Below are 25547 nucleotides of genomic sequence, written 5' to 3'. Positions count from 1 at the left end.
ATCAGAAGTCGAAATTGATCATCTTCTTCATCACCATGATGCCGATCGACATCCAGACGACGCAGCCGACCAGCATGAGCTGGCCGGTGGGATGAGTCCAAAGCATCGAGATGTATCCCGGCGTCGTGAGGTAGACGAGAAACATCACGATCGGCGGCAGCGAGCCGATGATGCCGGCCGAGGCCTTGGCTTCCATCGACATCGCCTGGATCTTCTCTTTCATCTTCTTGCGGTCGCGTAGCACCTTGGAGAGGTTGCCGAGCGCTTCGGAGAGGTTGCCGCCCGATTTCTGCTGGATCGAGATGACGATGCCGAAGAAATTGGCCTCGGGCAGCGGCATGCGATCGTAGAGTCGCGTGCAGGCCTCGCCGAGCGGCATGCCGATCGCCTGCGTCTCGATGATGGACAGAAACTCGGAGCGTAGCGGCTCTGGCGCGTCGGCGGCGACCACCTTGATCGATTCGAACAGCGGCAGGCCCGCCTTGATGCCGCGGACGATCACGTCGACGGCATCGGGCAAGGCGGCCAGGAACTTGTTTTCACGGCGCTTCTTCAGGAAGCCGAGCGCCCAGCGGGGCAGACCGAGCCCGCCGGCAAAAGCGAAGCCGGCGGCACCGAGCAGGCCGCCGCCGATGAACAAGGCGACTGCGAACAGCACGCCCGCCACGACGGCGGATGCGACCCAGAATTTCTGCGGCGTCCAGTCGAGGCCGGCCTGCGACAGGCGTACACTGAGCGATACGCTCTTCTCCTGCTGGCGCCGCGCCTCGAGATCCTTGAGCGAGGTTTCGACCTGCTCGCGGCGCGAGCGCTGCGTCTTCTCGGCGGCGCGGGCCGTGGGCGCCTCGGCGCGCGAGATCGAGGCGCGGCGGCTCTCGGCCTTCCGTTCCCCGGACAGCATCGGATAAAGGAAGACCCAGGCCAGGCCGCCGACGGTCGCGGTGGCAAGGAAGGCGAGGGCAAGGACTTGCATGTTCATGGCTGTGCTGACCTGCTCACGTCGGCGGCGCCACTTCCGCGGCGTCGAGCGCCGCGGCAAGGCGCTTCTCTTCGCCGTAATAGCGGGCGCGTTCCCAGAATTTCGGGCGGCCGATTCCGGTCGACCGGTGCCGGCCGATGATCTTGCCGTTGGCGTCCTCGCCGACCATGTCGTAGAGGAAGACGTCCTGGGTGATGATGGTGTCGCCTTCCATGCCCATCACTTCGGTGATGTGGGTAATGCGGCGCGAACCGTCGCGCAGCCGCGCTGCCTGGACGATGACGTCGATCGAGGCGCAGATCATCTCGCGGATGGTGCGTGAAGGCAGGGAGAAGCCGCCCATCGTGATCATGGATTCGCAGCGCGATAGCGCCTCGCGCGGATTGTTGGCGTGCAGCGTGCCCATCGAGCCGTCATGGCCGGTGTTCATGGCCTGGAGCAGGTCGAACGCCTCGGGTCCGCGGACTTCGCCGACGATGATGCGCTCGGGACGCATACGCAAGCAGTTGCGCACCAGTTCGCGCATGGTGACCTGGCCTTCGCCCTCGATGTTGGGCGGGCGGGTTTCCAGTCGCACTACGTGCGGCTGCTGGAGCTGGAGTTCGGCGGCGTCTTCGCAGGTGATGACGCGCTCGTCGTGCTCGATGTAGTTGGTCAGGCAGTTGAGCAACGTGGTCTTGCCCGAGCCGGTACCGCCGGAGATCAGCACGTTGCAGCGGACGCGGCCGATGATCTGGAGGATTTCCGCGCCTTCCGGCGAGATTGCGCCGAACTTGACGAGCTGATCGAGCGTCAGCTTGTCCTTCTTGAACTTGCGGATGGTCAGCGTGGGGCCGTCGATCGACAGCGGGGGCACGATGGCGTTGACGCGGGAGCCGTCGGCCAGGCGCGCGTCGCAGATCGGCGAGGATTCGTCGACGCGCCGGCCGACCTGGCTGACGATACGCTGGCAGATGTTGAGGAGCTGCTGATTGTCGCGGAAGCGGATACCGGTGCGTTGGATCTTGCCGGCGACCTCGATGTAGACGGTGTCGGCGCCGTTGACCATGATGTCGGCGATGTCGTCGCGCGACAACAGCGGCTCCAGCGGACCGTAGCCGAGGACGTCGTTGCAGATGTCGTCGAGCAGCTCTTCCTGCTCGGCGATCGACATCACGATGTTCTTGATCGCGATGATCTCGTTGACGATGTCCCGGATTTCCTCGCGCGCGGACTCCGAATCGAGCTTGGCGAGCTGGGCGAGGTCGATGGCTTCGATCAGCGCGCCGAAGATGGTCGCCTTGACCTCGTAATAATTGTCCGAGCGGCGGGCTTCCATGGTCGGCGCAGGCTTCGCCGGGGCAAGCGGCGGCGACGAGACTGTCGGCTGCGGCAAGCGCGACACGGCGGGCGCCGGAGCCTGGGCAGGCTCTGGCGACACGGCACCGGGCTTCGGGGCCCGGGCGTCGGCGTCTGTTCCGCTACGCTTACCGAACACTTAAAAACTCCATGCGGCGACCTATTTTCCCCGCAACTTGTCAATCAGGGGTGAAAGCAGGGACGATTTTTGCTTCTTCGTTTCGCTGCGGCCGGTCAGGCGCTGGGCGATCTGAAGGAACATCTCGATCGACTTATGGTTGGCCGAGATTTCCGCGATCATCTGGCCGTTATTGGCCGCCGAGCCGAAGATCTGCGGCTCGAACGGGATCGAGACGACGGGCTGGCTCTCGATCGCCTTGGCGAACTCCGCCGCGGCGATTTCGGGCCGTTTCGGCACGCCGACCTGGTTCAGGCAGTAGAGCGGCGGCCGGTCGTTGGGGCGCGCGGCTTTCAGGAGATCGAACATGTTTTTGGCGTTGCGCAAATTGGCGAGGTCGGGCGCCGCCACGATCAGGATGTCGTCCGCCCCGATCAGGGCGCGTTTGGTCCAGCCCGACCATTGGTGCGGAACGTCGAGCACGATGCAGGGCATGGTGGAGCGCAGCGTGTCGAACACGGCATCGAAAGCGTCGGCGCCGAAATCATAGACCCGATCGAGCGTCGCCGGCGCCGCCAGCAGGCTGAGGTGGTCGGTGCATTTCGACAGCAGGCGGTCGATGAAGGCGGTGTCGACGCGATCGGGCGAGAACACGGCGTCGGCAATGCCCTGCGGCGGATCCTGGTTATAGTCGAGCCCGGCCGTGCCGAAGGCGAGGTCGAGGTCGGCGACGACCGCGTCCATCGCGAGATCGCGGGCGATCGCCCAGGCAACATTGTGGGAGATAGTTGACGCGCCGACGCCGCCCTTGGCGCCAACCACGGCGATGATGCGGCCGACGGCCTTGGCTTCCGGCGCCGAGAACAGGTTGCAGATCGAGCGCACGACGTCGATCGCGCCGACCGGCGCGAGCACGTAGTCGCTGACGCCGCGGCGCACCAGCTCGCGGTAGAGCGTGACGTCGTTGATGCGGCCGATCACGACCACGCGGGTGCCGGCGTCGCAGACGGTCGCGAGATGGTCGAGCCCGCCCAGGAGGTCGTTGCGGCCGTCGCTTTCGAGCACGATCACGTTCGGCGTGGGTGCCGAGCGGTAGGCTTCCACCGCAGCCGCCATACCGCCCATCTGGATCTTCAGATGGGCCTTGCCGAGACGGCGATCTTCGCCGGCCGACTGCACGGCGGCCGCCGTTTCCACGGTCTCGCAGAAAGCCTGGACGGAAACGCGGGGCGCCGGCGCAATATGCTCCTCGACCGGCGGGAGCGATGCCTCGGACTGTTCTTCTTGGGGCTGGCGAGCGTAGCTGATCATCTGCCGGTGTCGCTGAGTTTGGCCTTGTCGGCCTCGGGATAGGCGACCGCCGTCGGCATTCCCTTGCGATACTTCTCGAACGCGGCGGTCCGCCGCGGCGTGTAGGACGGCGTTTCGGGCCGCGGCTGCTCGAGATCCGACGGATTGTCGACCATCGCCGCGAGGTTGCGCTGATAGGCGCAGCCGTAATTGTAATAGTCCTTGTTCTCGAACCAGCTCTTGTTCTTCATCGAAGGGCCGATGTCTTCCGGCCACAGGCCGCAGGGGCCCGCGACCGCCGCGATCTTGGAATAGGTGAGCCGGATCGGCGGCAGGAAGCGCTTGTCCTCCGGTTGGTAAGAGCGGGCGCTGACGCCGCGCGGCGGAACGCCCGCCGCCGACAGGATCGCCTGGATTTCACGCATGGTGTCCGCGACCGGACGCGCGTTGGGCGTGCCGGACGGCACGTCGATCCGGATCGCGCCGGTGCCTTCGTGCATCCAGGCCGAAGCGACGCCCATCACGTCGGCGCGCTGGGCCGCGGTCAAGCCGCCGCGGGCATGGCCGACGAAGACGACGATGGAGCGATTCTGCTCCTCGATGGCGATCGGATGGCGCTGCTTGTAGTCGTCGGGAATGGAGGCCGTGACCGCTTCGTCGTGCTGGCAACCGCCAAGGGCGAGCGCCATGCCGACGAGCGCGCCGCCGAGGTGGATGGCGCGCCTGCGAATCTGGGGTGGTCTAGTGATCTTCATGAAGTCCCCGTTCCGCCTCAGTCGGTGATGAAGCCGTAGGTGCCACGGTAGTTCTTGGCCGGTTCGCTCCGGCCGGGCACGCCGTAGATGCGGTTGATGTTGCCGAGCAGTTCGGCCTGCGGATCCGCAGGCGCGGAGAAGCCATCATCCGGCCGCGACAGATCCTTTTGCGCAACTGCGCGAACGATATAGGGCGTCACGATCACGACCAGCTCGGTCGCGTTGTTGACGAAGTCGCGGCTGCGGAACAGCGTGCCGAGGACCGGGAGCTGCATCAGACCCGGCAGTCCGCTGACCGCCTGCTTGGTCTGCTGCTGGATCAGGCCGGCCATCGCCATCGCGCCGCCGGAGGGAATTTCCAGCGAGGTTTCTGCGCGGCGGGTCTTGATCGAGGGCACCGTAAGCGAGTTGACCGAGGTCGAGGTCACGGCTTGGGACAGCGTGATCGCGTTCTCGTTCGAGAGCTCAGAGACCTCGGTCATCACCCGCAGGCTGATCTTGCCCTCGGTGAGAACGACGGGGGTGAAGTTGAGCGAGATGCCGAACTTCTTGAAGCTGATTTGGGTGGTACAAACGTGCGTGGTGGGGTCGCACGCGTAGCCGGCGGGCACCGGGAATTCACCGCCGGCGATGAATGTTGCCGATTCACCGGAGATCGCGGTCAGGTTCGGTTCGGCCAGCGTCCGGATCACGCCCGCGGTTTCCATCGCTCGCAGGGTGGCCTGCACCGACGGCGCCCCGCCGAATTTGGTGGTCAGGTTGTTACTGTCGACGAGGTTATGGCCGAGAGCCGTGAACGGATTGGAGTTGCTGAAGGTGACGACCGAGGTGCCGTAGCTGAGGTTGGCGGTGAGGTCGATTCCGAGCTGCTTGATGATGCTGCGCTGCACTTCGGCGACTGTCACCTTGAGCATGACCTGGTCGCGGCCGCGGACCACGATCGAGTTCACGACCTTCTCGGGACCGCCGGCGAGGCGCGCAGCGAGGTCGTTGGCCTGCTGGGCTTCGGCTGGATTCGCGGCCGAACCGGTCAGGATGATGCCGTCGCCTAGGCCGTCGATCTGGATGTCTGAATTCGGCAGGACCTGTTTCAGCGCGGCCCGCACGCCGTTGAGGTCGCGCTTGACCGCGATGTCATAGGCCGCAATCTGCTGGCCGGCTGAATCGAAGAACACGATGTTGGTCTGGCCGATCGAGGCGCCGATGATGTAGGCGCGCTGCGCCGAGCGGACGACCGCATTGGCGATCTTGGGATCGGCGACGAGCACGTCCTTGATGTCACGCGGAAGGTCGATCACGATCGACTTGCCGATGCCGAGCGAGAGGAATCGCGCGTTCATCTGACCGTCGGCCGCAGCCTGCGCCACAGGGCGATAATCGGCGGCGACCACAGGGGTCAGCACCGGGTTGAGCGCGAGCGCGACGGCGGCCGAAAACGACAGGGCGCGGACCACAGAGGTTCGCATCGTCGCCAAATTCGCCCTGCATTTCATGTCGACAGTCCTCATCGTGCCTTCGCCGTCGAGCTTGGGATACCGTACCGAATGATCGAGACGCCATCGCGCTTCTGCGCGGAATCATCGAGCGTGATCTCGCTCAGCTTGACGTCGACGATGCTGCGCAACGCCAGCGACAGCGTGCCGCTCTGGCGTGCCGAGGAGAGCGTCGCAGTCTGCGCAGGATTGAGCTCGAGGGTGACGGTCTTGCCGACCACCGCGTTCTGCCCGTCCTTCTCCTTCGGCGCCTGGTCGATGGCCAGGACGCGGATATTGGCCAGGATGATCTCGGACGTGACCACATCGGGAGCGCCGCTGCTCTGGTCCGGGTTCTTGAGACGGCGCGTCAGAAGCACGTCGACGCGGTCGTTGGGGAGGATGAAGCCGCCTGCGCCGGTTTCCGGCGAGATCTCGGTCGAGATCGCCCGCATGCCGGTGGGCAGGATTGCTGCCATGAAGCCGGAGCCTTCCGCCTTGACCAGCTTCTGGTCGCGGATCGGCTCACCCTGGATGAAGGGGGATCGTGCGATCGAGCCGGTGACCTGGGTTACGCCCTCGGGGCGCTCGTTGCGGCGAATGAAGGTGGCGCTGGCGGTCGCGGACGGCCAGGTCTGCCATTGCACGTCTTCCGGCTTGACGGTCTGGCCGAGGCCGATGTCGTTCTTGGCGACCAGGACGTCGACGGTGGGAAGCTGCGCGACCGGAGCCGGAGGCGGCGCAGAATTGTCCGAGCCGCTCGCCAGATACGCGGCGACACCGCCGGCGCAGATGGCGACCGTCAGGACGACAATGCGTGCCCTATTCATACGCTTCACTTTCCACCAAACGCCGCGACGCTGACGCCGCCGTAATCGGCAGTTGACCAGCTATTCGTCAAAGCATGGTTAATGAGGCGTATCTAAATCGCCTTAACGCCGGGTTTACCCGATGCGTTCAGCGCAATGCGAGGTGAGCGAGATCGATCGCCTTCACCCATTCGGTCTCCGGGTAGACCATCAGCGCGCTCAGTGCGAGCGCGATGCCATAGGGAATGCCGCTCTCCTTGGCGTGCAGCCGCGCGAGCCAGGCTTGGCCGGCGAGCCCGTAAGGCAGCGGCCACTGCCGGAACTGGAGCAGGAGCAGCGTCAGCGCCCCGCCGAACAGCGAGGCGTAGAGCAGGAAGTTCATCAGCTGTGCGAAACCGAACCAAAGTGCGACGGAGGCCGCGACCTTGGCATCGCCGCCGCCGACCCAACCCATCGCAAAACAGGTGAAGGCCACGACCAGGACAAGCGTGCCTGAGCCGACATGGCTCAGCATCTCGTAAGGTGCCATGCCACCGGCGAGAGCGAGCGCGAAAAAGCCGGCGACCAGCGCCAGCGATACGCGGTTGGAGATCGTCATCGTGAAGAGGTCGCTTGCGGCGGCAAACGCCATCAGGGCCGGGAAGAGCAGAAGGCGCGCAAGGTCGAGGATCATGGGCTGCGTCTTGAGGCCTGGGTTCGCCGCGGAGCTGGCGTCGCCGGATTCTAGCCGGCAGTGCTAAACAAACCGAAAACGGCGGCAGCGGCTCGAGGGGTGGAACCAGCCGAAGGCGTGCTCACCAAAGGGAGGCGATGCGTGCGGCGAGCGCGACGGTCGCAAGCAGCAGGGCAAGGCAGACCCAGTAGACCGGCGAGCCGGTCTGCGTGGCCTCCGCCGCATTTGCCGCGACCGCGGCATCGGTTCTGTACTTGCTCAACGCCACTGGAACTCGCCGTCTGAAACACAAAGCCCCGGAGGCCCGGGGCTTTTGCCGTCGTTCGTCGATCGCTTACTTCAGCGAGCTGCTGATCGAGGTGAACTTGGCGTTGAGCGTGGTGCCGAGATTGTTGACGACGGTGATGATGGCCAGCGCGATGCCGGCGGCGATCAGACCGTATTCGATGGCGGTGGCGCCGGATTCATCTTTCGCGAAACGCGCAATGAGGTTCTTCATGAACAAAACTCCATCTGGGGTGGGATCGCCTCGTTCGGCGTTGTGCTTGACGCAATGACCATGAGATCCGAGCTCTTTCGGGAGAGTTAATTAGATCGGGCAAACGCGCTTGCCGCTGGCCAGAGTGAATTTCGCCTTAAGGCCGCCATCTGCAATTCGTTCCAGTTCCGAATGCGCAGCAAGCGCGGCACCGGCTTCACCGTCCCTTAAATTTAGGGGAGTACGCGTAGGTAGGACCAGCAATTCGCAAGAGAGGCGACGATGTCGAGCCTGCCCATGGAAATCGCCCTGATGCTCGGCGAGACCATCGCGAAGGTGATCCCCACGACCTTCGCGCTCGCGGTGGTCTTCACCGTGCTCGAGCATGTCTGGGCCTGCAATCCCGGCGCACCCTGGTGGCGCAAGCGGGAGATCGTCACGGACATCTGCTACTGGTTTGTCGTTCCGGTGTTCGCACGCGTCATGCGGATCGGCCTTCTGATCGTCGGTGCGAGCTTCGTCTTCAACATCCATGATGCCGACGAGCTCATCGCCTTCTACGACAATGGCCACGGCCCGCTGGCGCTATTGCCGCTCTGGGTCCAGGCCATGCTGTTCCTGGTGCTGTCCGATTTCATGCTGTACTGGCTGCACCGGCTGTTCCACGGCGGGGGGTTCTGGAAGTACCACGCGATCCATCACTCTTCGGAGGAGATCAGCTGGATTTCTGCGGCCCGCTTCCATCCAGTCAATCTCGTGCTTGGTACGATCGCGGTCGACGTCGTGCTGCTGATGGCCGGCATTTCGCCGAACGCCATGGTCTGGCTCGCCCCGTTCACGACCTTCCATTCGGCCTTCGTGCACGCCAACCTGAACTGGACCTTCGGGCCGTTCAAATATGTGCTGGCGACGCCGGTGTTCCACCGCTGGCACCACACCTCGCTAGCAGAGGGCGGCGACACCAATTTTGCCGGCACGTTCCCGATCTGGGATGTGCTGTTCGGCACTTTCCGCATGCCCGAGGGGCAACTGCCGCAGGATTACGGCAAGGATGAAGCCACCATGCCGAAGGAAATCGGAGGGCAGCTTGCCTATCCGTTCCGCCGCTAGGTTCTCGAGGGCCGCGAAACGCCAGTCCGTTCAAACAATAGTCGGCGAATTTGCGGAACGTTCACGAATTGAGGGCAGGTTAGCCGGGTCGGGCACCGGCTCGGCTGTTATGTGATTGCTTCTGCCGGTTTGTGACGTCCCGGGGGTAAGAGTATGCGTAAACAATTGCTGCGCCGTCGTGCGCGCGTCTGTCTTCTGGTTGCGGCCGCGGTGCTAGCATCGCCGGCTGTCGTCATTGCCGAGCCGACCGCAGATGCCATTGCCGTGAATGTCGACCAGGCCAAGCTGGTGCGGTTGCCCGGCAAGGTGGCGACCATCGTGGTCGGCAATCCCATGATCGCCGACGTCACGCTCCAGCCCGGTGGCATGATCGTCGTGACCGGAAAGGGCTATGGCGCCACCAATTTCATCGCGCTCGATCGGGGCGGCGAGATCCTGGTCGATCGCCAGATCCAGGTCGAAGGTCCGAGCGATCGGCTCGTCACCGTCTATCGCGGGATCGACCGCGAGTCCTACAGCTGCATGCCGATTTGCCAGCGTCGCGTGACGCTCGGCGACAGCGACACCTACTTCAACAACACGATGAGTCAGGCCGGTTCGTTGAGCAGCACGGCCAGCGGCAATGCCGGTGCGGGCGCCAAGACGAACTGACCAAGACGAACTGAGCAAGACTAACCAAGTAAGACCAACCAGCGAGTTTGATTGGCAGGTTTGCCGGGGCAAGGATCGTCCTCGCCCGACGCACGCGCGCGAGTTTCTCTCTCCGCGTCCTCGTCTCCATGCCCCGCCCCATGCCCTCGTCTCCGTGCCCTGGGTCGTTTGCGGTTAACCCGTCCTTAACGGCCCGGGCCGCCGGGTGCGGATCGCCTGAAACACTTAAACAATCAGTTTCCGCTATTGAACATGGCAGATGATTGCTGCTGCTGCTGGGGAATTTGATGCCTTCGCCTGCACCTACGAGATTCACACTCCTCGCCACGTTGCGCCGGTTTCGCGGCAGCCGCCGCGGCTCCGCAGCCGTCGAGTTCGCGCTCGTCGCGCCGATGTTTTTCGCATTGCTGTTCGCCATCATCGAGTCGGCGCTGATGTTCTTGGCGAGCCAGGTGCTCGAGAGTGCCGCGCAGAATTCTGCACGCGTGTTGCTGACCGGGCAGGCGCAAACCGGCACGCTAACAGCCTGCGCGGTGTCCGGCGTGAGCACACCCTGCTCGCAAACGACGTTCAAGGCTTACGTCTGCAACCAGATCCCGGCGCTGTTTGATTGCACCAAGCTCTACGTCGACGTCGTGAGTACAAGCTCGTTCGGAGCGCTAAGCCTCACCAACTATGGCGATTCCTGCAGCTTCAATCCAACTGGCGTGCAGTACAGTGCCGGGGCCGCCAACCAGGTCGTCGTGGTGCGGCTGTTCTATCAGTGGCCGCTCTTCGTCACGGGCCTTGGCTTCAACATGGGCTGCAGCAACAAGCGGCTGCTGATTGCGACTGCGGCCTTCAAGAATGAACCCTTCTGAGACAGATGGATCCGAGCCCACCGATGCAGGCGATTGCAAATATCTGGAAAAATGCCAGTAGTTCCGTCCGCGACTTCGTCGCCGACAGGCGCGCGATCGCGGCGACCGAATTCGCGGTCATCGTGCCGCTGATGCTGGTGATGTTCTTCGGTACCGTCGAATTTTCATCGGCCGTGGCGATCGATCGCAAAGTTACGATGATTGCACGGACGCTGTCCGACTTGACGTCGCAGTCGATCGCGACCAACGGTCCGGCCATGCAGGACACGTTCACGGCAAGCATATCGATGATCATGCCGTATGACGCTACGCTCGTGAACGGTACGGTTGCCCAGATCTATATCGACTCAAGCAAAGTCGCCACGATTAAATGGAGCAAGTCCGCCACCATTGCGAACGGCGCGACGCAGGCCACGGTGACGGACGCGCCTCCGTCTCTGGCGCCTGATACCACGGTCACCTCGATGATTCCGCCGACGCTCTTGATCGCGAAGACCTACCTCATTTACAGTGAGGCGAGTTACCTCTACACGCCTTCCGTCAAATTCGTCCTGAAGTCGGGCATCACGCTGAGCGATGTCTCCTACACGCGGCCGCGCCAGGTCACCTGCGTTCCTTACGACGGTGTACCGTCGCCGTGCCCCCTAAACTAGAAAAAAGGCCGGGCATCGCGCCCGGCCTTTTCTTTTGATTTGTTCGCTCGAGCCGATCGGGGCCGTAAGCGGTAGGCTCAACCGGCGGAACGAAGGTTGTCCGCTGCCGACTTACCGGAACGGCGGTCGGCCACGATCTCGTAGGAGATCTTCTGACCTTCGCGCAGCGTGCCGAGGCCCGCACGTTCCACAGCGCTGATGTGGACGAACACGTCCTGGCCGCCATCGTCGGGCTGGATGAAGCCGAAGCCTTTGGTCGCGTTAAACCACTTCACGGTTCCCATGCTCATGGGGGTAGTCCCTTCTCAGATAACACAATGTCAGAGCCCGCTTGCGCGGACAGGTTAGATCGAATTTTTGGAAGGGTCGTCAGCGTGTCTGAACCGGCTGTACCGGTGGATGCTAATGTCGTCCGGCCGAAAATCGATTAGTTCATTTTATTGGAAACAGAGCTCCAAAACAATGCTGACGTGCACGATTTTTTGATCCGCCGTGATGGTCACGGCGGATCAGCATGCAGGTCGGAATCTTAGGTTCGCGCTCGCGCGCCGAGCCCCTAGCGGCGGCGGAACTGGCCGCCGCGCTGTCCGGGACGCGGAGGTCCGCCCATCCCGCTCGGACGTTCGTCCTTGTGGCGGAAAATCAGCCGGCCCTTTTCGAGGTCATAGGGCGACATCTCCACCGTCACGCGGTCGCCCGCCAGAGTCTTGATGCGGTTCTTCTTCATCTTGCCGGCGGTGTAGGCGACGATCTCGTGTCCGGCGTCGAGCTGCACGCGGTAGCGCGCGTCGGGGAGGATTTCGGTGACCAGTCCTTCGAACTGGATCAGCTCTTCCTTAGCCATGAATTTCTCCAGGTCGTGGACGGCTAGTGCGAATGGGGTTTGCGGTTCGGTTGGCCGTTCGGCCGACTCTCGCGGCGCAAAAAGGCAACGCCTTGTATCCCATCAGACGCCCCGGCGCTATGCGCGGAACGCTGTTCCGGACGGCCGTTTGGCGAAGAATGCGCCTTGCCTCCGGTGTGGTCGCGACGAGGAGTCTTCGAAGCCTTCGGGCCACTGCCGGGCCGTGCGTCAGCACGCCTGGCGTCGCCATGACGTCCCTCGCCGGGCCTTCCGTCGCCCTGCTTGGCGGCACTGTGGTGACGACCGTCAGCATGCCTTTCGTCGGCACGCCGCCCGTCGCCATGCCGTGCGCCGTGCGGACGCTGGCCTGGGCGGCTGGGCCGGCCCTGACGTTGCTGGGACGGGGGAGGACCCGCATCGCGGCGGCCCGCGTCGGTGCGGTGGTCTTCGCGCGGCAGCGTCACTTTGATCAACCGCTCGATGTCGCGGAGATAGGCAAGTTCCTCGCCGCCCGCGACCAGCGAGATCGCGGTGCCCTCGGCGCCGGCGCGCGCGGTGCGGCCGATGCGGTGCACGTAAGTCTCGGGCACGTTGGGGAGGTCGAAATTGATGACGTGGGTGATGCCGTCGACGTCGATGCCGCGAGCGGCGATATCGGTGGCGACTAGCGTGCGGATTTCACCGGTGCGGAACTGGGCTAGCGTCCGTTCGCGATGGTTCTGCGACTTGTTACCGTGGATGGCGCTGGCGGGGATTCCCGCCTTCTCGAGTGTCTTTACGACCTTGTCGGCGCCGTGCTTGGTGCGCGTGAAGACCAGGGCTCGGTTGACCGGCTCGTCCTTCAGCAGCTTGGCCAGTAAGGCCGGCTTCGCGGAGAAGTCGACCTGGATGATGCGCTGCTGGATGCGCTCCACGGTCGAGGAGACCGGGGTCACCGCGACGCGGGCGGGGTCGCGCAGCATGGCGTCGGCCAACTCGGCGATGTCCTTCGGCATGGTGGCCGAGAAGAACAGCGTCTGCCGCTTGATCGGCAGCTTGGCGACGATTTTGCGGATGTCGTTGATGAAGCCCATGTCAAGCATGCGGTCGGCCTCGTCGAGCACGAGGAATTCGACGCTTCCAAGCTTCAGTCCGTTGCTCTGCACGAGATCGAGCAAACGGCCGGGGGTGGCGACCAGCACCTCGACGCCCTGCATCAGCGAGCGGACCTGACGGCCCATCGGCACGCCGCCGATGGCGAGTGTCGAGGACAAACGGATGTGGCGGCCATAGGCGTTGAAGCTGTCAAGGATCTGGCCGGACAGCTCGCGCGTCGGCGACAGCACCAGGACGCGGGTCGTCTTCGGCTGCGGCTTGATGCGATTCTCGAGCAGGCGGTGCAGGATCGGCAGCGCGAAGGACGCGGTCTTGCCGGTTCCGGTCTGGGCGATGCCGACGACGTCGCGGCCGGTCAGCGCGGTCGGAATCGTCTGGGCCTGGATCGGGGTGGGGGTGACGTAGTTCTCTTCGGTGAGAGCACGAGCGATGGGTTCGGCGAGGCCGAAATCCTGAAACGAAGTCAAAAGATGGGTTCTTTCCATGTCAAAAGCGGGCGCCCGGCGCATTCGGCGCGGCGCGCGCAAAAGGGTGTCGAGAGGGACACCTGCGTGTTTGGGGTGTCGGATGGCTTGATGGGATGGGGCAAGCCAGACGCCCGTAAGGGCTTAAGAACACGCGGCTCGCAACGGTCTCTGATTCGCAAGAGACCTCGCCCTCCATATGGAACATTGAGGCGGCGCTTTCAAGGCAGGCTCACCCCAAATGGCGATCGCGGTGCAGAAATAGTTGTGCCGGAAATTTAGCCAGAGTGGCAAATTTGCTCAAAAAATAGCCCGTCTGCCACATTCGCATACATTCGATTTGCTCAGTGTTTAGGCGGCGCGGTCATGGCGAGGCTTTGTTTTCCGTCCATTTTAGCAACAAAGCCAATGGCTTAGTTGGTGTCTAATCCATGGCACGGTTCTTGCGAATCCGTTAATCGCAGGCGGCCGTTGGGGCCGTTTCGCAGCGTTTTTCACGTCTGCGTCAGGGAGATGAGACACTCATGCATAGCAAATCCACTCACGATATAGCGGCGCCATTTAGCCGCCGTGGCGTTCTCGCCGCGACCGCCGGACTGATGCTTGGTCTGGCTTCCATTTCTGGTGCGAAAGCCGCGGACGACACCATCAAGGTCGGCGTGCTTCACTCCCTCTCCGGCACCATGGCCATCAGCGAAACCACGCTGAAGGACACCATCCTCTTCCTGATCGACGAGCAGAACAAGAAGGGCGGCGTCAACGGCAAGAAGCTCGAAGCCGTCGTCGTCGATCCCGCTTCGAACTGGCCGCTGTTCGCCGAGAAGGCGCGCGAGCTGATCACCAAGGACAAGGTCTCGGTGGTGTTCGGCTGCTGGACCTCCGTGTCGCGCAAGTCGGTGCTCCCGGTGTTCAAGGAGCTGAACAGCATCCTGTTCTACCCCGTGCAGTACGAGGGCGAGGAGAGCGAGCGCAACGTGTTCTACACCGGCGCCGCGCCGAACCAGCAGGCGATCCCCGCCGTCGACTATCTGATGAAGGACGAGAAGGTGAAGCGCTGGGTGCTCGCGGGCACCGACTACGTCTATCCCCGCACCACCAACAAGATCCTGGAAGCCTATCTGAAGTCCAAGGGTGTCGCCCAGGAAGACATCATGATCAACTACACGCCGTTCGGTCATTCCGACTGGCAGACGATCGTGGCCGACATCAAGAAGTTCGGCTCGGCCGGCAAGAAGACCGCGGTGGTCTCGACCATCAACGGCGACGCCAACGTTCCCTTCTACAAGGAGCTCGGCAACCAGGGCATCAAGGCGAAGGACATCCCGGTCGTCGCGTTCTCGGTGGGTGAGGAAGAACTCGCCGGCATCGACACCAAGCCGCTGCTCGGCCATCTCGCCGCCTGGAACTACTTCCAGTCGATCAAATCGCCGGAGAACGAGAAGTTCATCAAGGCGTGGCAGACCTACACCAAGAACCCGAAGCGCGTGACCAACGATCCGATGGAAGCGCACGTGATCGGCTTCGACATGTGGGTCAAGGCGGTCGAGAAGGTGAAGTCGACCGATCCGGACAAGGTGATCGATGCGCTCCCGGGCATCGAAGCCAAGAACCTGACCGGCGGCACCTCCAAGATGCTCCCGAACCATCACATCACCAAGCCGGTGTTCATTGGCGAAATCAAAGCCAACGGCCAGTTCGACGTGGTGTGGAAGACCCCGGGTCTTGTCGCAGGCGACGCCTGGTCGAAGGAGCTCGATGGCTCCAAGGACCTGGTCGGCGACTGGGTCGGCAAGAAGTGCGGCAACTTCAACACCAAGACCAACAAGTGCCTCGGTTCGGGCTCCTGATCCGGATCTGACGCTCCATTGCACGATCGGAGAAGGCGGCGATCCCGCCGCCTTCTCCACCCTTTTCTGCCGGGGTCTTTCACAGTGCCAGCCAATTTGTCCGCCCGCCTCTGTTCGCTCCTGCTCTCGTTGTTCCTGATCGCGTTCGCACTGCCGGCCTTGGCCGGCCCGTTCGAGGATGCGGTCGCCAAATTCGCCAACGACGATTATTCCGACACGGAAGAGGCGATCGGCGTGGTCGCGGGCAGCGGCAACAAGCTGGCTTTCCCCATCATCAGCGCGCTTCAGGACGGCCGACTCATGGCCGACCCGGATAGCAAGAAGGTTTACGTCACCGGCACCGACGGCAAGTCGATCGATGCCGCGACCGGCCTGGCTGTGGCGAGCGTGCCCGACAGTGCAAGCGCGGTCCGCCTCAACAACCGCTTGCGCCGCAGCGTCGATGCCGCGATCGGCAGCCTGACGCTGCAGTCACCGGACATCGGAGCGCGGCTGCAGGCCGCGCAATCCGTCTTCAAGTCGCATGAGGAGACGTCGCTCGAAGCCGTCGATGGCGCGCTCGCCAAGGAAACCAACCGATCCGTCAAAGCTGCGCTGGGCGACGCCCGCGCGGCGATCCTGTTGTTCAAGCCTGATGCCACCGAGGTCGAGAAGCTCGAAGCCGTTGCCACCATCAAGGCGCGCGGCGACCAGGAGGCGATGGCGCTGCTTACCGGCATGGGCGACCAGCCGGCCTCGGTGACCAAGGCTGCCGCGAGCGCAATCGGCTCGATCCAGAGTTCGCTCGCGGTCTGGTCGATGGTGCAGAATGCCTGGTACGGCCTCTCGCTGGGTTCGGTGCTGCTGCTTGCTGCAATCGGGCTTGCCATCACGTTCGGCGTGATGGGCGTCATCAACATGGCCCATGGCGAGATGGTGATGATCGGGGCCTACACCACCTTCGTGGTGCAGGAGGTGATCCGCACCCGCTATCCCGGCCTGTTCGACTATTCGCTGCTGATCGCGGTGCCGCTCGCCTTCCTGGTGGCGGGCGCGCTCGGCGTCGTGATCGAGCGCAGCATCATCCGCTTTCTCTATGGCCGTCCCCTGGAGACGCTGCTGGCGACGTGGGGCTTGTCGCTGGTGCTGCAGCAGGCGGTGCGCACCATGTTCGGCCCGACCAACCGCGAGGTCGGCAACCCCTCCTGGATGAGCGGCGCGTTCGAGCTCGGCCAGATCACGATTACCTATAACCGGCTCTGGATCCTTGTCTTCACGCTCGCGGTGTTCGTCATTCTGCTCGCGATGCTGCGCTACACGGCGCTAGGGCTTGAGATGCGCGCGGTGACGCAGAACCGCCGCATGGCGGCCTCGATGGGCATCGCGACCTCGCGCGTCGATGCGCTGACCTTCGGCCTCGGCTCGGGCATTGCCGGCATCGCCGGCGTGGCGCTGTCGCAGATCGACAATGTCAGCCCCAATCTCGGCCAGAGCTACATCATCGACAGCTTCATGGTCGTCGTGTTCGGAGGCGTCGGCAATCTCTGGGGCACGCTGGTCGGCGCCTTCACGCTCGGCATCGCCAACAAATTCCTGGAGCCGGTCGCCGGCGCCGTGCTCGGCAAGATCGCCATCCTCGTTCTCATCATCCTGTTCATTCAAAAGCGGCCGCGCGGCCTGTTCGCGCTCAAGGGCCGTGCGGTGGAAGCATGACCCCTCACATGCTGACGCGATCGCTGGACCGCGGCGCGACGATCTTCCTTGCGGTCGTCGTGGCCTGCGGCATCCTGATCCCGCTCTCCAACCTGCTGCTGCCCGCAGGTTCGTTCCTGCAAGTGCCGACCTATCTCGTCGCGCTCTGGGGCAAATATGTCTGCTACGCCATCCTGGCGCTCTCGATCGACCTGATCTGGGGCTATTGCGGCATCCTCTCGCTCGGCCACGGTGCCTTCTTCGCGCTCGGTGGCTACGCGATGGGCATGTACCTGATGCGGCAGATCGGCAGCCGCGGCGTCTACGGCAACCCGATCCTGCCTGACTTCATGGTGTTCCTGAACTATTCGAAGCTGCCCTGGTACTGGTACGGCTTCGACATGTTCTGGTTTGCCGCGCTGATGGTGCTGATCGTGCCGGGCCTGCTCGCCTTCTGCTTCGGCTGGCTCGCCTTCCGCTCCCGCGTCACGGGCGTGTATCTGTCGATCATCACCCAGGCGATGACCTATGCGCTGCTGCTGGCCTTCTTCCGCAACGATTTCGGCTTCGGCGGCAACAACGGCATGACCGACTTCAAGGACATTTTGGGCTTCAACGTGCAGGCAGAAGGCACCCGTGCTGCGCTGTTCGCGCTGAGCTGCCTGGCGCTGATCGCCGGCTTCCTGATCTGCCGCGCCATCGTCTCGTCCAAGCTCGGCAAGGTGCTGATCGCGGTGCGCGATGCCGAATCGCGCACGCGCTTCCTCGGCTACCGCGTCGAATCCTACAAGCTGTTCGTGTTCACGGTGTCGGCCTGCATGGCAGGCGTCGCCGGCGCGCTCTATGTGCCGCAGGTCGGCATCATCAACCCGAGCGAATTCGCGCCCGGCAATTCGATCGAGGCGGTGATCTGGGTTGCGGTCGGCGGCCGCGGTACGCTGGTCGGCGCTGCGCTCGGTGCCGTCGTCGTCAATTACGCAAAGACGTTCTTCACCTCCGGCATGCTCGCGCCGTACTGGCTGTTCATGCTGGGTGCGATGTTCATTCTGGTGACGCTGCTGCTGCCCAAGGGCATCGTCGGCACTTTCAACGCCTGGTGGGACTCGTCGAAGGAAAGGCGCGACGCCGCGACCATTGCGAGCGCCGCGGCCGAAGATGGCGTCGCCGAACCCAAAATGGCGGAGGAGGCGCAATGAACGTCATGGACACCCGCGCGACCTCCGCAATGCTGTATCTCGACGGCGTGCACGTCTCGTTCGACGGCTTCCACGCCATTAACAACCTCTCGCTGACGCTCGAGCCCGGCGAGATGCGCGCCATCATCGGCCCGAACGGCGCCGGTAAGACCACGATGATGGACATCATCACCGGCAAGACCAAGCCCGACGAAGGCACCGTGCTGTTCGACGGCGTCACGGACCTGACGCGGCTTGACGAGACCCGCATCGCCGAGCTCGGCATCGGCCGCAAATTCCAGAAGCCGACCGTGTTCGAGAGCCAGACCGTGCAGGACAATTTGCTGCTCGCGCTCAATGTCGACCACAGCGTCAAGGCTACGCTGTTCTGGCGCGGCAGCCGGGCGGAATCCGAGCAGATCGACAAGGTGCTGGAAACGATCCGCCTTACCGAGGCCCGCAACCGTCTCGCCGGCAGCCTCAGCCACGGCCAGAAGCAGTGGCTTGAGATCGGCATGCTGCTCGCCCAGGATCCAAAACTGCTTCTCGTCGACGAGCCCGTCGCTGGCATGACCGACGTCGAGACGCATCTCACCGCCGAGCTGCTCAAGGAAATCAACAAGACCCACACCGTGATGGTGGTCGAGCACGACATGACGTTCGTGCGCGAACTCGGCGTCAAGGTCACTTGCCTGCACGAAGGTACCGTGCTCGCCGAAGGCACCATCGACCAGGTCTCGTCCAACGAGCGGGTCATCGAAGTCTATCTGGGGCGGTGAGCGATGCTTGAGGTCAAGGACATCAACCTGTTCTACGGCGCGGCGCAGGCGCTGCGCGGCGTGTCGATCGCGGCCGAGCCCGGCAAGGTCACCTGCGTGCTCGGGCGCAATGGCGTCGGCAAGACCTCGCTCTTGCGTGCCATGGTCGGGCAGTACCCGATCTCCTCGGGCGCGATCGTGCTCGACGGCAGCGATATCACGGGCCTCAAGCCCTATGAGCGTGCGCGCAAGGGCATCGGCTTCGTGCCGCAGGGGCGCGAGATATTCCCGCTTCTGACGGTCGAGGAGAATCTCAAGACCGGCTTCGGCCCGCTCAGGCGCGAGGACAAGCACATTCCGGACGACGTGTATTCGCTGTTCCCGGTGCTGCAATCCATGCTCGGCCGGCGCGGCGGCGATCTCTCCGGCGGCCAGCAGCAACAGCTCGCGATCGGGCGTGCGCTGGTGATGCGGCCAAAGCTGCTGCTGCTCGACGAGCCGACGGAGGGCATCCAGCCCTCGATCATCAAGGATATCGGCCGCGCCATCTCGTACCTGCGCAATCTCGGCAACATCGCCATCGTGCTGGTCGAACAATATCTCGACTTTGCCTGCGAACTCGGCGACAGTTTTGCGGTGATGGATCGCGGCGCGGTGAAGTTCACCTGCGATCGCTCCAATCTCGACGCGAGCGAAATCAGCCGCCAGATGGCGCTGTAGGCCATTCTGCCGCGACCGGCTGGGGAGGCGGATGCGCAGCGACGTTTTAGCGACATCTTCGGTGTTCGACGCCAACCGTGCCCGCGGAGCGGTGCGCTTCGACGTCCACGCGCGCGACGGTGTGACACGTCGCGGGATCTTGCATGAGTCCGGCTCCCTGCGCGTGCGCTTCCCTTCGCCGGAGGACGAGGGGCTCTCCGGCGTGTTCGTCAACACGGCCGGCGGCGTCGCCGGCGGCGATCGCTTCGACATCGAAATCGCGGCCGCAGATGGTGCGAAGCTGACGCTGACGACGGCGGCCGCGGAAAAGGTCTATCGCGCGCCAGGGCAGGCGGCGGAGCTCAATATAGCGCTGAAGGTTGCCGCAGGCGCACATCTCGGCTGGCTGCCGCAGGAGACGATCCTGTTCGACCGGGCGCGCGTGCGCCGTCGCTTCGACATAGACCTCGATGCGACTGCCTCGCTCCTGCTGTGCGAGATCGTGGTGTTCGGCCGTACCGCGATGGGTGAGCGGATGGAGCAGGGCGAGTTCGTCGACCGCTGGCGACTGCGTCGCGGCGGCAAGCTAGTGTTCGCCGAGACCGTCAGGCTCGACGGCAATATCGGCGCAAAGCTTGCGCGATCGGCGGTGGCGAAGGGCGGCGCTGCGATCGGGACGGCGCTGATCGTGCCCGGCGACGAGGCCCTGATCGAGCGTCTCCGCGAGGCCTCGGAATCCTTCGCCGGTGAGGTCGGGATGTCCGCCTGGAATGGCTTTGCAATGGCGCGGTTCTGTGCCCAAGATGCGGCGCGCCTGCGTGGCGACATGATGGCCGTATTGGCGCGCACCGGTGCGGCGCTGCCGCGGCTCTGGCTGAATTGACGAAGTGAACGGAAGAGATTTCGTATGAACCTGTCTCCGCGCGAAAAGGACAAGCTTCTGATCTCGATGGCGGCGATCGTGGCCCGCCGCCGGCTGGATCGCGGCGTCAAGCTCAACCATCCGGAGGCGATCGCGCTCATCTCCGATTTCATCCTCGAAGGCGCGCGGGATGGCCGCACCGTCGCCGAGCTGATGCAAGCGGGTGCGCAGGTCCTCACGCGCGACCAGGTGATGCCGGGCATTCCCGAGATGATCCACGACATCCAGGTCGAGGCGACCTTTCCGGACGGCACTAAGCTCGTCACCGTGCACGAGCCGATCAGGTAGTTTTGAATTCGTCATTCCGGGGCGCCTGAAGGGCGAACCCGGAATCCAGAGATTGTTGATCGAGATTCCGGGTTCTCGCTGCGCGGGCCCCGGAATGACGAGGAGGATAGAATGATTCCCGGCGAACTCTTCATCCAGGACGGCGAGATCGAGCTCAATGCCGGCCGCAAGACCGTGACGCTGACGGTCGCCAACACCGGTGACCGCCCGATCCAGGTCGGCTCGCACTACCATTTCTTCGAGACCAACCCGGCGCTGAAGTTCGACCGCAAGAAAGCCCGCGGCATGCGCCTCGACATCGCCGCCGGCACCGCCGTTCGCTTCGAGCCCGGCCAGACCCGCGACGTTCAGCTCGTCGCGGTGGCCGGCAAGAAGACCATCTACGGCTTCCGCGGCGACGTGATGGGGAAGCTGTGAAATCCACAGGAACGAGCGTGGCGCGGCATGGTTGAGGCGAAAACGGAGGACTTTGCCATGCTGTCACCTGTCCGCCTCGTCTCCGAAGCCGCCGAGCTCGCCGCGCGCCGTCACAACGGCATGGCGCGCAAGGGCCGTGGTCATGAGCCCTACATCAACCACCTCGCCGAGGTCGCGAACCTGCTTGCCACCGCGACCGACGGCGCCGACGCCGAACTCGTTGCCGCAGGCTGGCTGCACGATGCGATCGAGGACACCGACACCACGCGCGAGGAGCTCGCGCAAAAATTCTCCGACCGTGTCGCGTCGCTTGTCGAGGAATGCACCGACGATATGAGCCTGCCTAAGCCGGAGCGGCGGCGGCGTCAGGTGCTCGACGCACCGAAGAAATCGGCTGGCGCCAGGCTGATCAAGATCGCCGACAAGATCAGCAATATCGGCGCGCGCGTGCATTCCGATCCGACGGCCGAGGAACGTGACGATCTCGTCGACTACACCGACTGGGCCGAGCAGGTTGTCGCCGGTTGCCGCGGCGGCAACTCTTGGCTCGATACGACATTCGACGATACTGTGCTCACAGCGAGGACCTCGCTGTGAGCACCGGTCCAAAATTCAAAGGCAAACGGGGCTTGTGATGTCCGTCAAAATAAAGCGTTCGGTCTATGCCGACATGTTCGGCCCGACCACCGGTGACAAGGTGCGGCTGGCCGACACCGACCTCATCATCGAGGTCGAGAAGGATTTCACCACCTACGGCGAGGAGGTGAAGTTCGGCGGCGGCAAGGTGATCCGCGACGGCATGGGTCAGTCGCAGGTCACCAACAAGCAGGGCGCGGCGGACACCGTCATCACCAATGCGCTGATCGTCGATCACTGGGGCATCGTGAAGGCCGACGTCGCGATCAAGGACGGCATGATCGCCGGCATCGGCAAGGCCGGCAATCCCGACATTCAGCCAGGTGTCACCATCATCATCGGCCCCGGCACCGACGTGATCGCGGGTGAAGGCAAGATCCTCACCGCCGGCGGCTTCGACAGCCACATCCACTTCATCTGCCCGCAGCAGATCGAGCATGCGCTGATGTCGGGCGTCACCTCGATGCTGGGGGGCGGCACCGGCCCCTCGCATGGCACGTTCGCCACGACCTGCACGCCGGGGCCGTGGCACATGGGGCGGATGATCCAGTCGTTCGACGCCTTCCCGGTCAATCTCGGCATCTCTGGCAAGGGCAACGCCTCGCGGCCCGCCGCGCTGGTCGAGATGATCAAGGCCGGGGCCTGTGCGCTGAAGCTGCACGAGGACTGGGGCACGACGCCGGCCGCGATCGACACCTGCCTGTCGGTCGCCGACGACTACGACATCCAGGTGATGATCCACACCGACACGCTCAACGAATCCGGCTTCGTCGAGGATACCATCAAAGCCTTCAAGGGCCGCACCATCCACGCCTTCCACACCGAGGGCGCCGGCGGCGGTCATGCCCCCGATATCATCAAGGTCGCGGGGCTCAAGAACGTGCTGCCGTCCTCGACCAACCCGACGCGGCCCTTCACGCGCAACACCATCGACGAGCATCTGGACATGCTGATGGTGTGCCACCACCTCGATCCCTCGATCGCGGAAGATCTGGCGTTCGCGGAAAGCCGCATCCGCAAGGAGACCATCGCGGCCGAGGACATCCTGCACGATCTCGGCGCGCTCTCGATGATCTCGTCGGACTCCCAGGCCATGGGCCGCCTCGGCGAGGTCATCATCCGGACCTGGCAGACCGCCGACAAGATGAAGAAGCAGCGCGGCTCGCTGCCGCAGGATAAGGGCAAGGACAACGACAATTTCCGCGTCAAGCGCTACATCGCCAAATACACGATCAATCCCGCGATCGCCCATGGCGTTTCGAAGCTGATCGGCTCGGTGGAGAAGGGGAAGCTCGCCGATCTCGTGCTGTGGTCGCCGGCCTTCTTCGGCGTCAAGCCCGATTGCGTCGTCAAGGGCGGCATGATCGTCGCCGCTCCCATGGGCGATCCCAACGCCTCGATCCCGACCCCGCAGCCGGTGCATTATCAGCCGATGTTCGGCGCCTTCGGCAAGGCGATAACCGCATCCTCAGTGGTGTTCACCTCGAAGGCCGCGATCACCGGCGGCCTCGCGCGTAAGCTCGGCATCGACAAGAAGCTCTATGCGGTCCAGAACACCCGCGGCAGGATCTCGAAGAAGAGCATGATTCACAACGACGCCACGCCCAATATCGAAGTCGATCCGGAGACCTATGAGGTCCGCGCCGACGGCGAGCTTTTGACCTGCGCCCCCGCCGAGGTGCTGCCGATGGCGCAGCGATATTTCATGTACTGAAATAGCGCCTCAACGCATGTCTCAGGAACATGTCCTGGTCGCATATCCGGGGGCAGCTTTTCCGGGTTTTGCGTTCGATCCCGCCTGGTCTAAGGTCCCGCCGGGTATCTGAAGCCCAGAAGAAAAGCCGGGAGGATTTCTCGTGATCTACGTCGTCGCCACCTTGACCATCAAGCCTGAAACGCGCGCCGAATTCATTGCAGCTGCCACCGTCTGCATCAAGGAGACGCGGAAAGAGCCCGGCAATATCGCCTATGATCTGCATGAGAGCGTCACCGATCCCGCCAAGATGGTGTTCGTCGAGCAGTGGGAGAATGCCGAAGCACTGGTGCCGCATCGCGCCATGGAGCACATGAAGACGTTCGGCCGCGTCGCGGTGAAGTGTTTTACGGCGCCGCCGAAGATCGAAGTGATCACGCCCGAGAAGGTCGAGACACGGTAACGGGGTAAAAGCGCATGATCCGGGCGACGCAGGTCAGGGGACAACACCGCTTCGCGGAAGCGCCGGCGGATACGGTCGTGCTCGATTTCGACGATCGACACCGCCGCCGGATGGCGATGACGGGAACGCGGGGGCTCGAGTTCCTGCTCGACCTGGAGAATGCCGTCGCCCTGCGCGGCGGCGATGCACTGGTGTTGGAGGACGGCCGACTGGTCGAGGTGGTCGCCGCGCCCGAGCCGTTGCTCGAGATTCGCGGCCACGATCCGCACCACCTTATTCGCGTCGGCTGGCATCTCGGCAATCGCCATCTGCCGACGCAGATCATGGCCAAGGGCCTGCGCATCCGCCGCGACCACGTCATCGAAGCCATGGTGAAGGGCCTCGGTGCGCGCGTGATCGAGATCGAGGCGCCGTTCGATCCCGAGGGCGGCGCCTATGCCGATGCCGGTCATGCGCATGGACACGACGACCACGCGCATCACGATCATGGCCACGATGATCATCATGATCACCATCATGATCACCATCATGATCACCATCATGATCATGCCGCACATGGCGACGGTCACGATCACCAGCACGACGAGCACTGCGATCACCCCGATCATCACCACGGCCACAAGCATGCTCATAACCACAAATGAGCCGGTCGCGGCCCGCGACCTCGCGGAGCGCGAGGCGGCGGCGCTGTACCGGCTGATGACCTGGCTGTCGCCCGCGTTTCCCGTCGGCGGCTTTTCCTACTCCAGCGGCATCGAATGGGCGGTCGAGGCCGGCGACATCACCGACGTCGCGTCGCTGGCGGACTGGCTCGACGCGATGCTTCGCGATGGCTCGGGCTTCTGCGATGCGATTTTTCTGGTCCACGCCTATCGCGCCACTGAAGCGGGCGAGGGCGACACCTTGAGCGATATCGCCGAGCTCGCCGCGGCCTTCGTGCCGTCGCGCGAGCGGCAACTGGAGACGACATCGCAGGGCCGTGCCTTCATCGACATGGCCCGCGCAGCGTGGGATGCCGACGGGCTGGATGCCATGGTTGCGGCATGCCGCACGCCACTGGTCTATCCCGTTGCCGTTGGCGTGGTCGCCGCGATGCACGGCGTGCCGCTGGCACCGACGCTGCACGCCTTCCTGCATGCGTTGGTCTCGAACTGGATTTCCGCGGCCAGCCGGCTCATCCCGCTCGGCCAGACCGACAGCCAGCGCGTGCTGGTGAAGCTGGAAGCCGCGGTTGCCACGACGGCACATCGTGCGCTGAATGCGACGTTGGACGATGTCGGCGGCGCGACGTTTCGCGCCGACCTCGCCAGCCTGCGGCACGAGACGCAATATACGCGGCTGTTTCGGTCATGAGCAGGGTGAGTTGCTCTCCGCCGTCGTCCTGGCGAA

Annotated in this window: 29 protein-coding genes; 17 read left to right on the top strand and 12 right to left on the bottom strand. The window is 63.8% G+C overall.

Annotated elements, in window-relative coordinates; genetic code table 11:
• Position 1: 1 nt before the first annotated feature.
• From ABIB90_RS06095 to ABIB90_RS06055, 9 genes are all read right to left on the bottom strand, one after another.
• Positions 2-979, bottom strand: a complete 978-nt coding sequence (locus tag ABIB90_RS06095) for a type II secretion system F family protein (protein ID WP_354200432.1) — start codon at positions 977-979, stop codon at positions 2-4.
• A gap of 16 nt (positions 980-995) precedes the next feature.
• Positions 996-2456, bottom strand: coding sequence for a TadA family conjugal transfer-associated ATPase (locus ABIB90_RS06090; protein WP_354159461.1), 1461 nt, complete (start codon positions 2454-2456; stop codon positions 996-998).
• A 21-nt stretch (positions 2457-2477) separates the two neighbouring features.
• Entirely contained in the window at positions 2478-3746 is a 1269-nt protein-coding gene (locus tag ABIB90_RS06085) for a CpaE/TadZ family protein (protein ID WP_007599774.1), read from the bottom strand.
• Positions 3743-4480: a CpaD family pilus assembly protein gene (locus ABIB90_RS06080; RefSeq protein WP_007599776.1), complete on the bottom strand. Its 738-nt coding sequence runs from the start codon at positions 4478-4480 to the stop codon at positions 3743-3745. Before ABIB90_RS06080 ends, ABIB90_RS06085 begins: the two co-directional genes overlap by 4 nt.
• Positions 4481-4497: 17 nt before the next feature.
• The gene (locus ABIB90_RS06075; protein WP_007599778.1) at positions 4498-5973 is read right to left on the bottom strand and encodes a type II and III secretion system protein family protein; all 1476 of its coding nucleotides are present in this window, start codon (positions 5971-5973) and stop codon (positions 4498-4500) included.
• Between the two features lie 11 nt (positions 5974-5984).
• Positions 5985-6782 (bottom strand): Flp pilus assembly protein CpaB, encoded by a 798-nt coding sequence (gene cpaB / locus ABIB90_RS06070; RefSeq protein ID WP_219682905.1) that lies wholly within the window; start codon positions 6780-6782, stop codon positions 5985-5987.
• Positions 6783-6909: 127 nt separating this feature from the next.
• Entirely contained in the window at positions 6910-7434 is a 525-nt protein-coding gene (locus ABIB90_RS06065; RefSeq protein ID WP_007599781.1) for an A24 family peptidase, read from the bottom strand.
• A gap of 121 nt (positions 7435-7555) precedes the next feature.
• Entirely contained in the window at positions 7556-7696 is a 141-nt protein-coding gene (locus ABIB90_RS06060) for a hypothetical protein (protein ID WP_198288341.1), read from the bottom strand.
• A 72-nt stretch (positions 7697-7768) separates the two neighbouring features.
• Positions 7769-7933 carry a Flp family type IVb pilin gene (locus ABIB90_RS06055; protein ID WP_007599783.1) on the bottom strand — a complete coding sequence of 55 codons (165 nt, stop codon included), beginning with the start codon at positions 7931-7933 and terminating at the stop codon, positions 7769-7771.
• A gap of 261 nt (positions 7934-8194) precedes the next feature.
• Between ABIB90_RS06055 and ABIB90_RS06050 the strand changes: the two genes are divergently transcribed.
• From ABIB90_RS06050 to ABIB90_RS06035, 4 genes are all read left to right on the top strand, one after another.
• Positions 8195-9022 carry a sterol desaturase family protein gene (locus ABIB90_RS06050; protein ID WP_219682903.1) on the top strand — a complete coding sequence of 276 codons (828 nt, stop codon included), beginning with the start codon at positions 8195-8197 and terminating at the stop codon, positions 9020-9022.
• A 153-nt stretch (positions 9023-9175) separates the two neighbouring features.
• Positions 9176-9673: a pilus assembly protein N-terminal domain-containing protein gene (locus ABIB90_RS06045; RefSeq protein ID WP_007599785.1), complete on the top strand. Its 498-nt coding sequence runs from the start codon at positions 9176-9178 to the stop codon at positions 9671-9673.
• A 287-nt stretch (positions 9674-9960) separates the two neighbouring features.
• On the top strand, positions 9961-10533 hold the full coding sequence (locus tag ABIB90_RS06040) for a TadE/TadG family type IV pilus assembly protein (RefSeq protein ID WP_007599786.1): 573 nt from the start codon (positions 9961-9963) through the stop codon (positions 10531-10533).
• Between the two features lie 23 nt (positions 10534-10556).
• Positions 10557-11186 (top strand): TadE/TadG family type IV pilus assembly protein, encoded by a 630-nt coding sequence (locus ABIB90_RS06035; protein ID WP_007599787.1) that lies wholly within the window; start codon positions 10557-10559, stop codon positions 11184-11186.
• 77 nt (positions 11187-11263) lie between these two features.
• On the opposite strand, the gene ABIB90_RS06030 is transcribed toward ABIB90_RS06035, so the two are convergent.
• The 3 genes from ABIB90_RS06030 to ABIB90_RS06020 form a co-directional block, all read right to left on the bottom strand.
• Entirely contained in the window at positions 11264-11476 is a 213-nt protein-coding gene (locus tag ABIB90_RS06030; RefSeq protein WP_007599788.1) for a cold-shock protein, read from the bottom strand.
• 266 nt (positions 11477-11742) lie between these two features.
• The gene (infA, locus tag ABIB90_RS06025; RefSeq protein WP_007599789.1) at positions 11743-12030 is read right to left on the bottom strand and encodes a translation initiation factor IF-1; all 288 of its coding nucleotides are present in this window, start codon (positions 12028-12030) and stop codon (positions 11743-11745) included.
• A gap of 23 nt (positions 12031-12053) precedes the next feature.
• A complete protein-coding gene (locus tag ABIB90_RS06020; protein ID WP_051058446.1) occupies positions 12054-13634 on the bottom strand; it encodes a DEAD/DEAH box helicase in 1581 nt (526 codons plus the stop codon).
• A gap of 479 nt (positions 13635-14113) precedes the next feature.
• Between ABIB90_RS06020 and urtA the strand changes: the two genes are divergently transcribed.
• From urtA to ABIB90_RS05955, 13 genes are all read left to right on the top strand, one after another.
• Positions 14114-15436, top strand: a complete 1323-nt coding sequence (gene urtA / locus ABIB90_RS06015) for an urea ABC transporter substrate-binding protein (RefSeq protein WP_007599797.1) — start codon at positions 14114-14116, stop codon at positions 15434-15436.
• 84 nt (positions 15437-15520) lie between these two features.
• Positions 15521-17128 (top strand): urea ABC transporter permease subunit UrtB, encoded by a 1608-nt coding sequence (urtB, locus tag ABIB90_RS06010; protein WP_007599798.1) that lies wholly within the window; start codon positions 15521-15523, stop codon positions 17126-17128.
• Positions 17125-18303, top strand: coding sequence for an urea ABC transporter permease subunit UrtC (gene urtC, locus ABIB90_RS06005; RefSeq protein WP_007599799.1), 1179 nt, complete (start codon positions 17125-17127; stop codon positions 18301-18303). The genes urtB and urtC overlap by 4 nt, the downstream gene beginning before the upstream one ends.
• Positions 18300-19061, top strand: a complete 762-nt coding sequence (gene urtD / locus ABIB90_RS06000) for an urea ABC transporter ATP-binding protein UrtD (RefSeq protein ID WP_007599801.1) — start codon at positions 18300-18302, stop codon at positions 19059-19061. Before urtC ends, urtD begins: the two co-directional genes overlap by 4 nt.
• A gap of 3 nt (positions 19062-19064) precedes the next feature.
• Positions 19065-19760 (top strand): urea ABC transporter ATP-binding subunit UrtE, encoded by a 696-nt coding sequence (gene urtE / locus ABIB90_RS05995; RefSeq protein WP_007605420.1) that lies wholly within the window; start codon positions 19065-19067, stop codon positions 19758-19760.
• A gap of 31 nt (positions 19761-19791) precedes the next feature.
• On the top strand, positions 19792-20622 hold the full coding sequence (locus tag ABIB90_RS05990) for an urease accessory protein UreD (RefSeq protein ID WP_007599808.1): 831 nt from the start codon (positions 19792-19794) through the stop codon (positions 20620-20622).
• A gap of 24 nt (positions 20623-20646) precedes the next feature.
• On the top strand, positions 20647-20949 hold the full coding sequence (locus tag ABIB90_RS05985; RefSeq protein WP_007599811.1) for an urease subunit gamma: 303 nt from the start codon (positions 20647-20649) through the stop codon (positions 20947-20949).
• A 111-nt stretch (positions 20950-21060) separates the two neighbouring features.
• Complete coding sequence (locus tag ABIB90_RS05980) at positions 21061-21366, top strand: urease subunit beta (RefSeq protein ID WP_007599812.1); 306 nt, start codon at positions 21061-21063, stop codon at positions 21364-21366.
• Between the two features lie 57 nt (positions 21367-21423).
• Positions 21424-21963: an HD domain-containing protein gene (locus ABIB90_RS05975; protein WP_007599813.1), complete on the top strand. Its 540-nt coding sequence runs from the start codon at positions 21424-21426 to the stop codon at positions 21961-21963.
• Between the two features lie 37 nt (positions 21964-22000).
• The gene (ureC, locus tag ABIB90_RS05970) at positions 22001-23716 is read left to right on the top strand and encodes an urease subunit alpha (RefSeq protein WP_007599814.1); all 1716 of its coding nucleotides are present in this window, start codon (positions 22001-22003) and stop codon (positions 23714-23716) included.
• Between the two features lie 142 nt (positions 23717-23858).
• Positions 23859-24158 (top strand): putative quinol monooxygenase, encoded by a 300-nt coding sequence (locus tag ABIB90_RS05965; RefSeq protein ID WP_354200431.1) that lies wholly within the window; start codon positions 23859-23861, stop codon positions 24156-24158.
• A 14-nt stretch (positions 24159-24172) separates the two neighbouring features.
• On the top strand, positions 24173-24802 hold the full coding sequence (gene ureE / locus ABIB90_RS05960) for an urease accessory protein UreE (protein WP_354200430.1): 630 nt from the start codon (positions 24173-24175) through the stop codon (positions 24800-24802).
• Positions 24783-25511, top strand: coding sequence for an urease accessory protein UreF (locus tag ABIB90_RS05955; protein WP_354200647.1), 729 nt, complete (start codon positions 24783-24785; stop codon positions 25509-25511). The genes ureE and ABIB90_RS05955 overlap by 20 nt, the downstream gene beginning before the upstream one ends.
• Positions 25512-25547: the final 36 nt, after the last annotated feature.

This window comes from Bradyrhizobium sp. JR4.1, assembly GCF_040548605.1.
Classification (GTDB): Bacteria; Pseudomonadota; Alphaproteobacteria; order Rhizobiales; family Xanthobacteraceae; genus Bradyrhizobium; species Bradyrhizobium canariense.
This window is presented reverse-complemented; position numbering and strand designations above follow the sequence as displayed.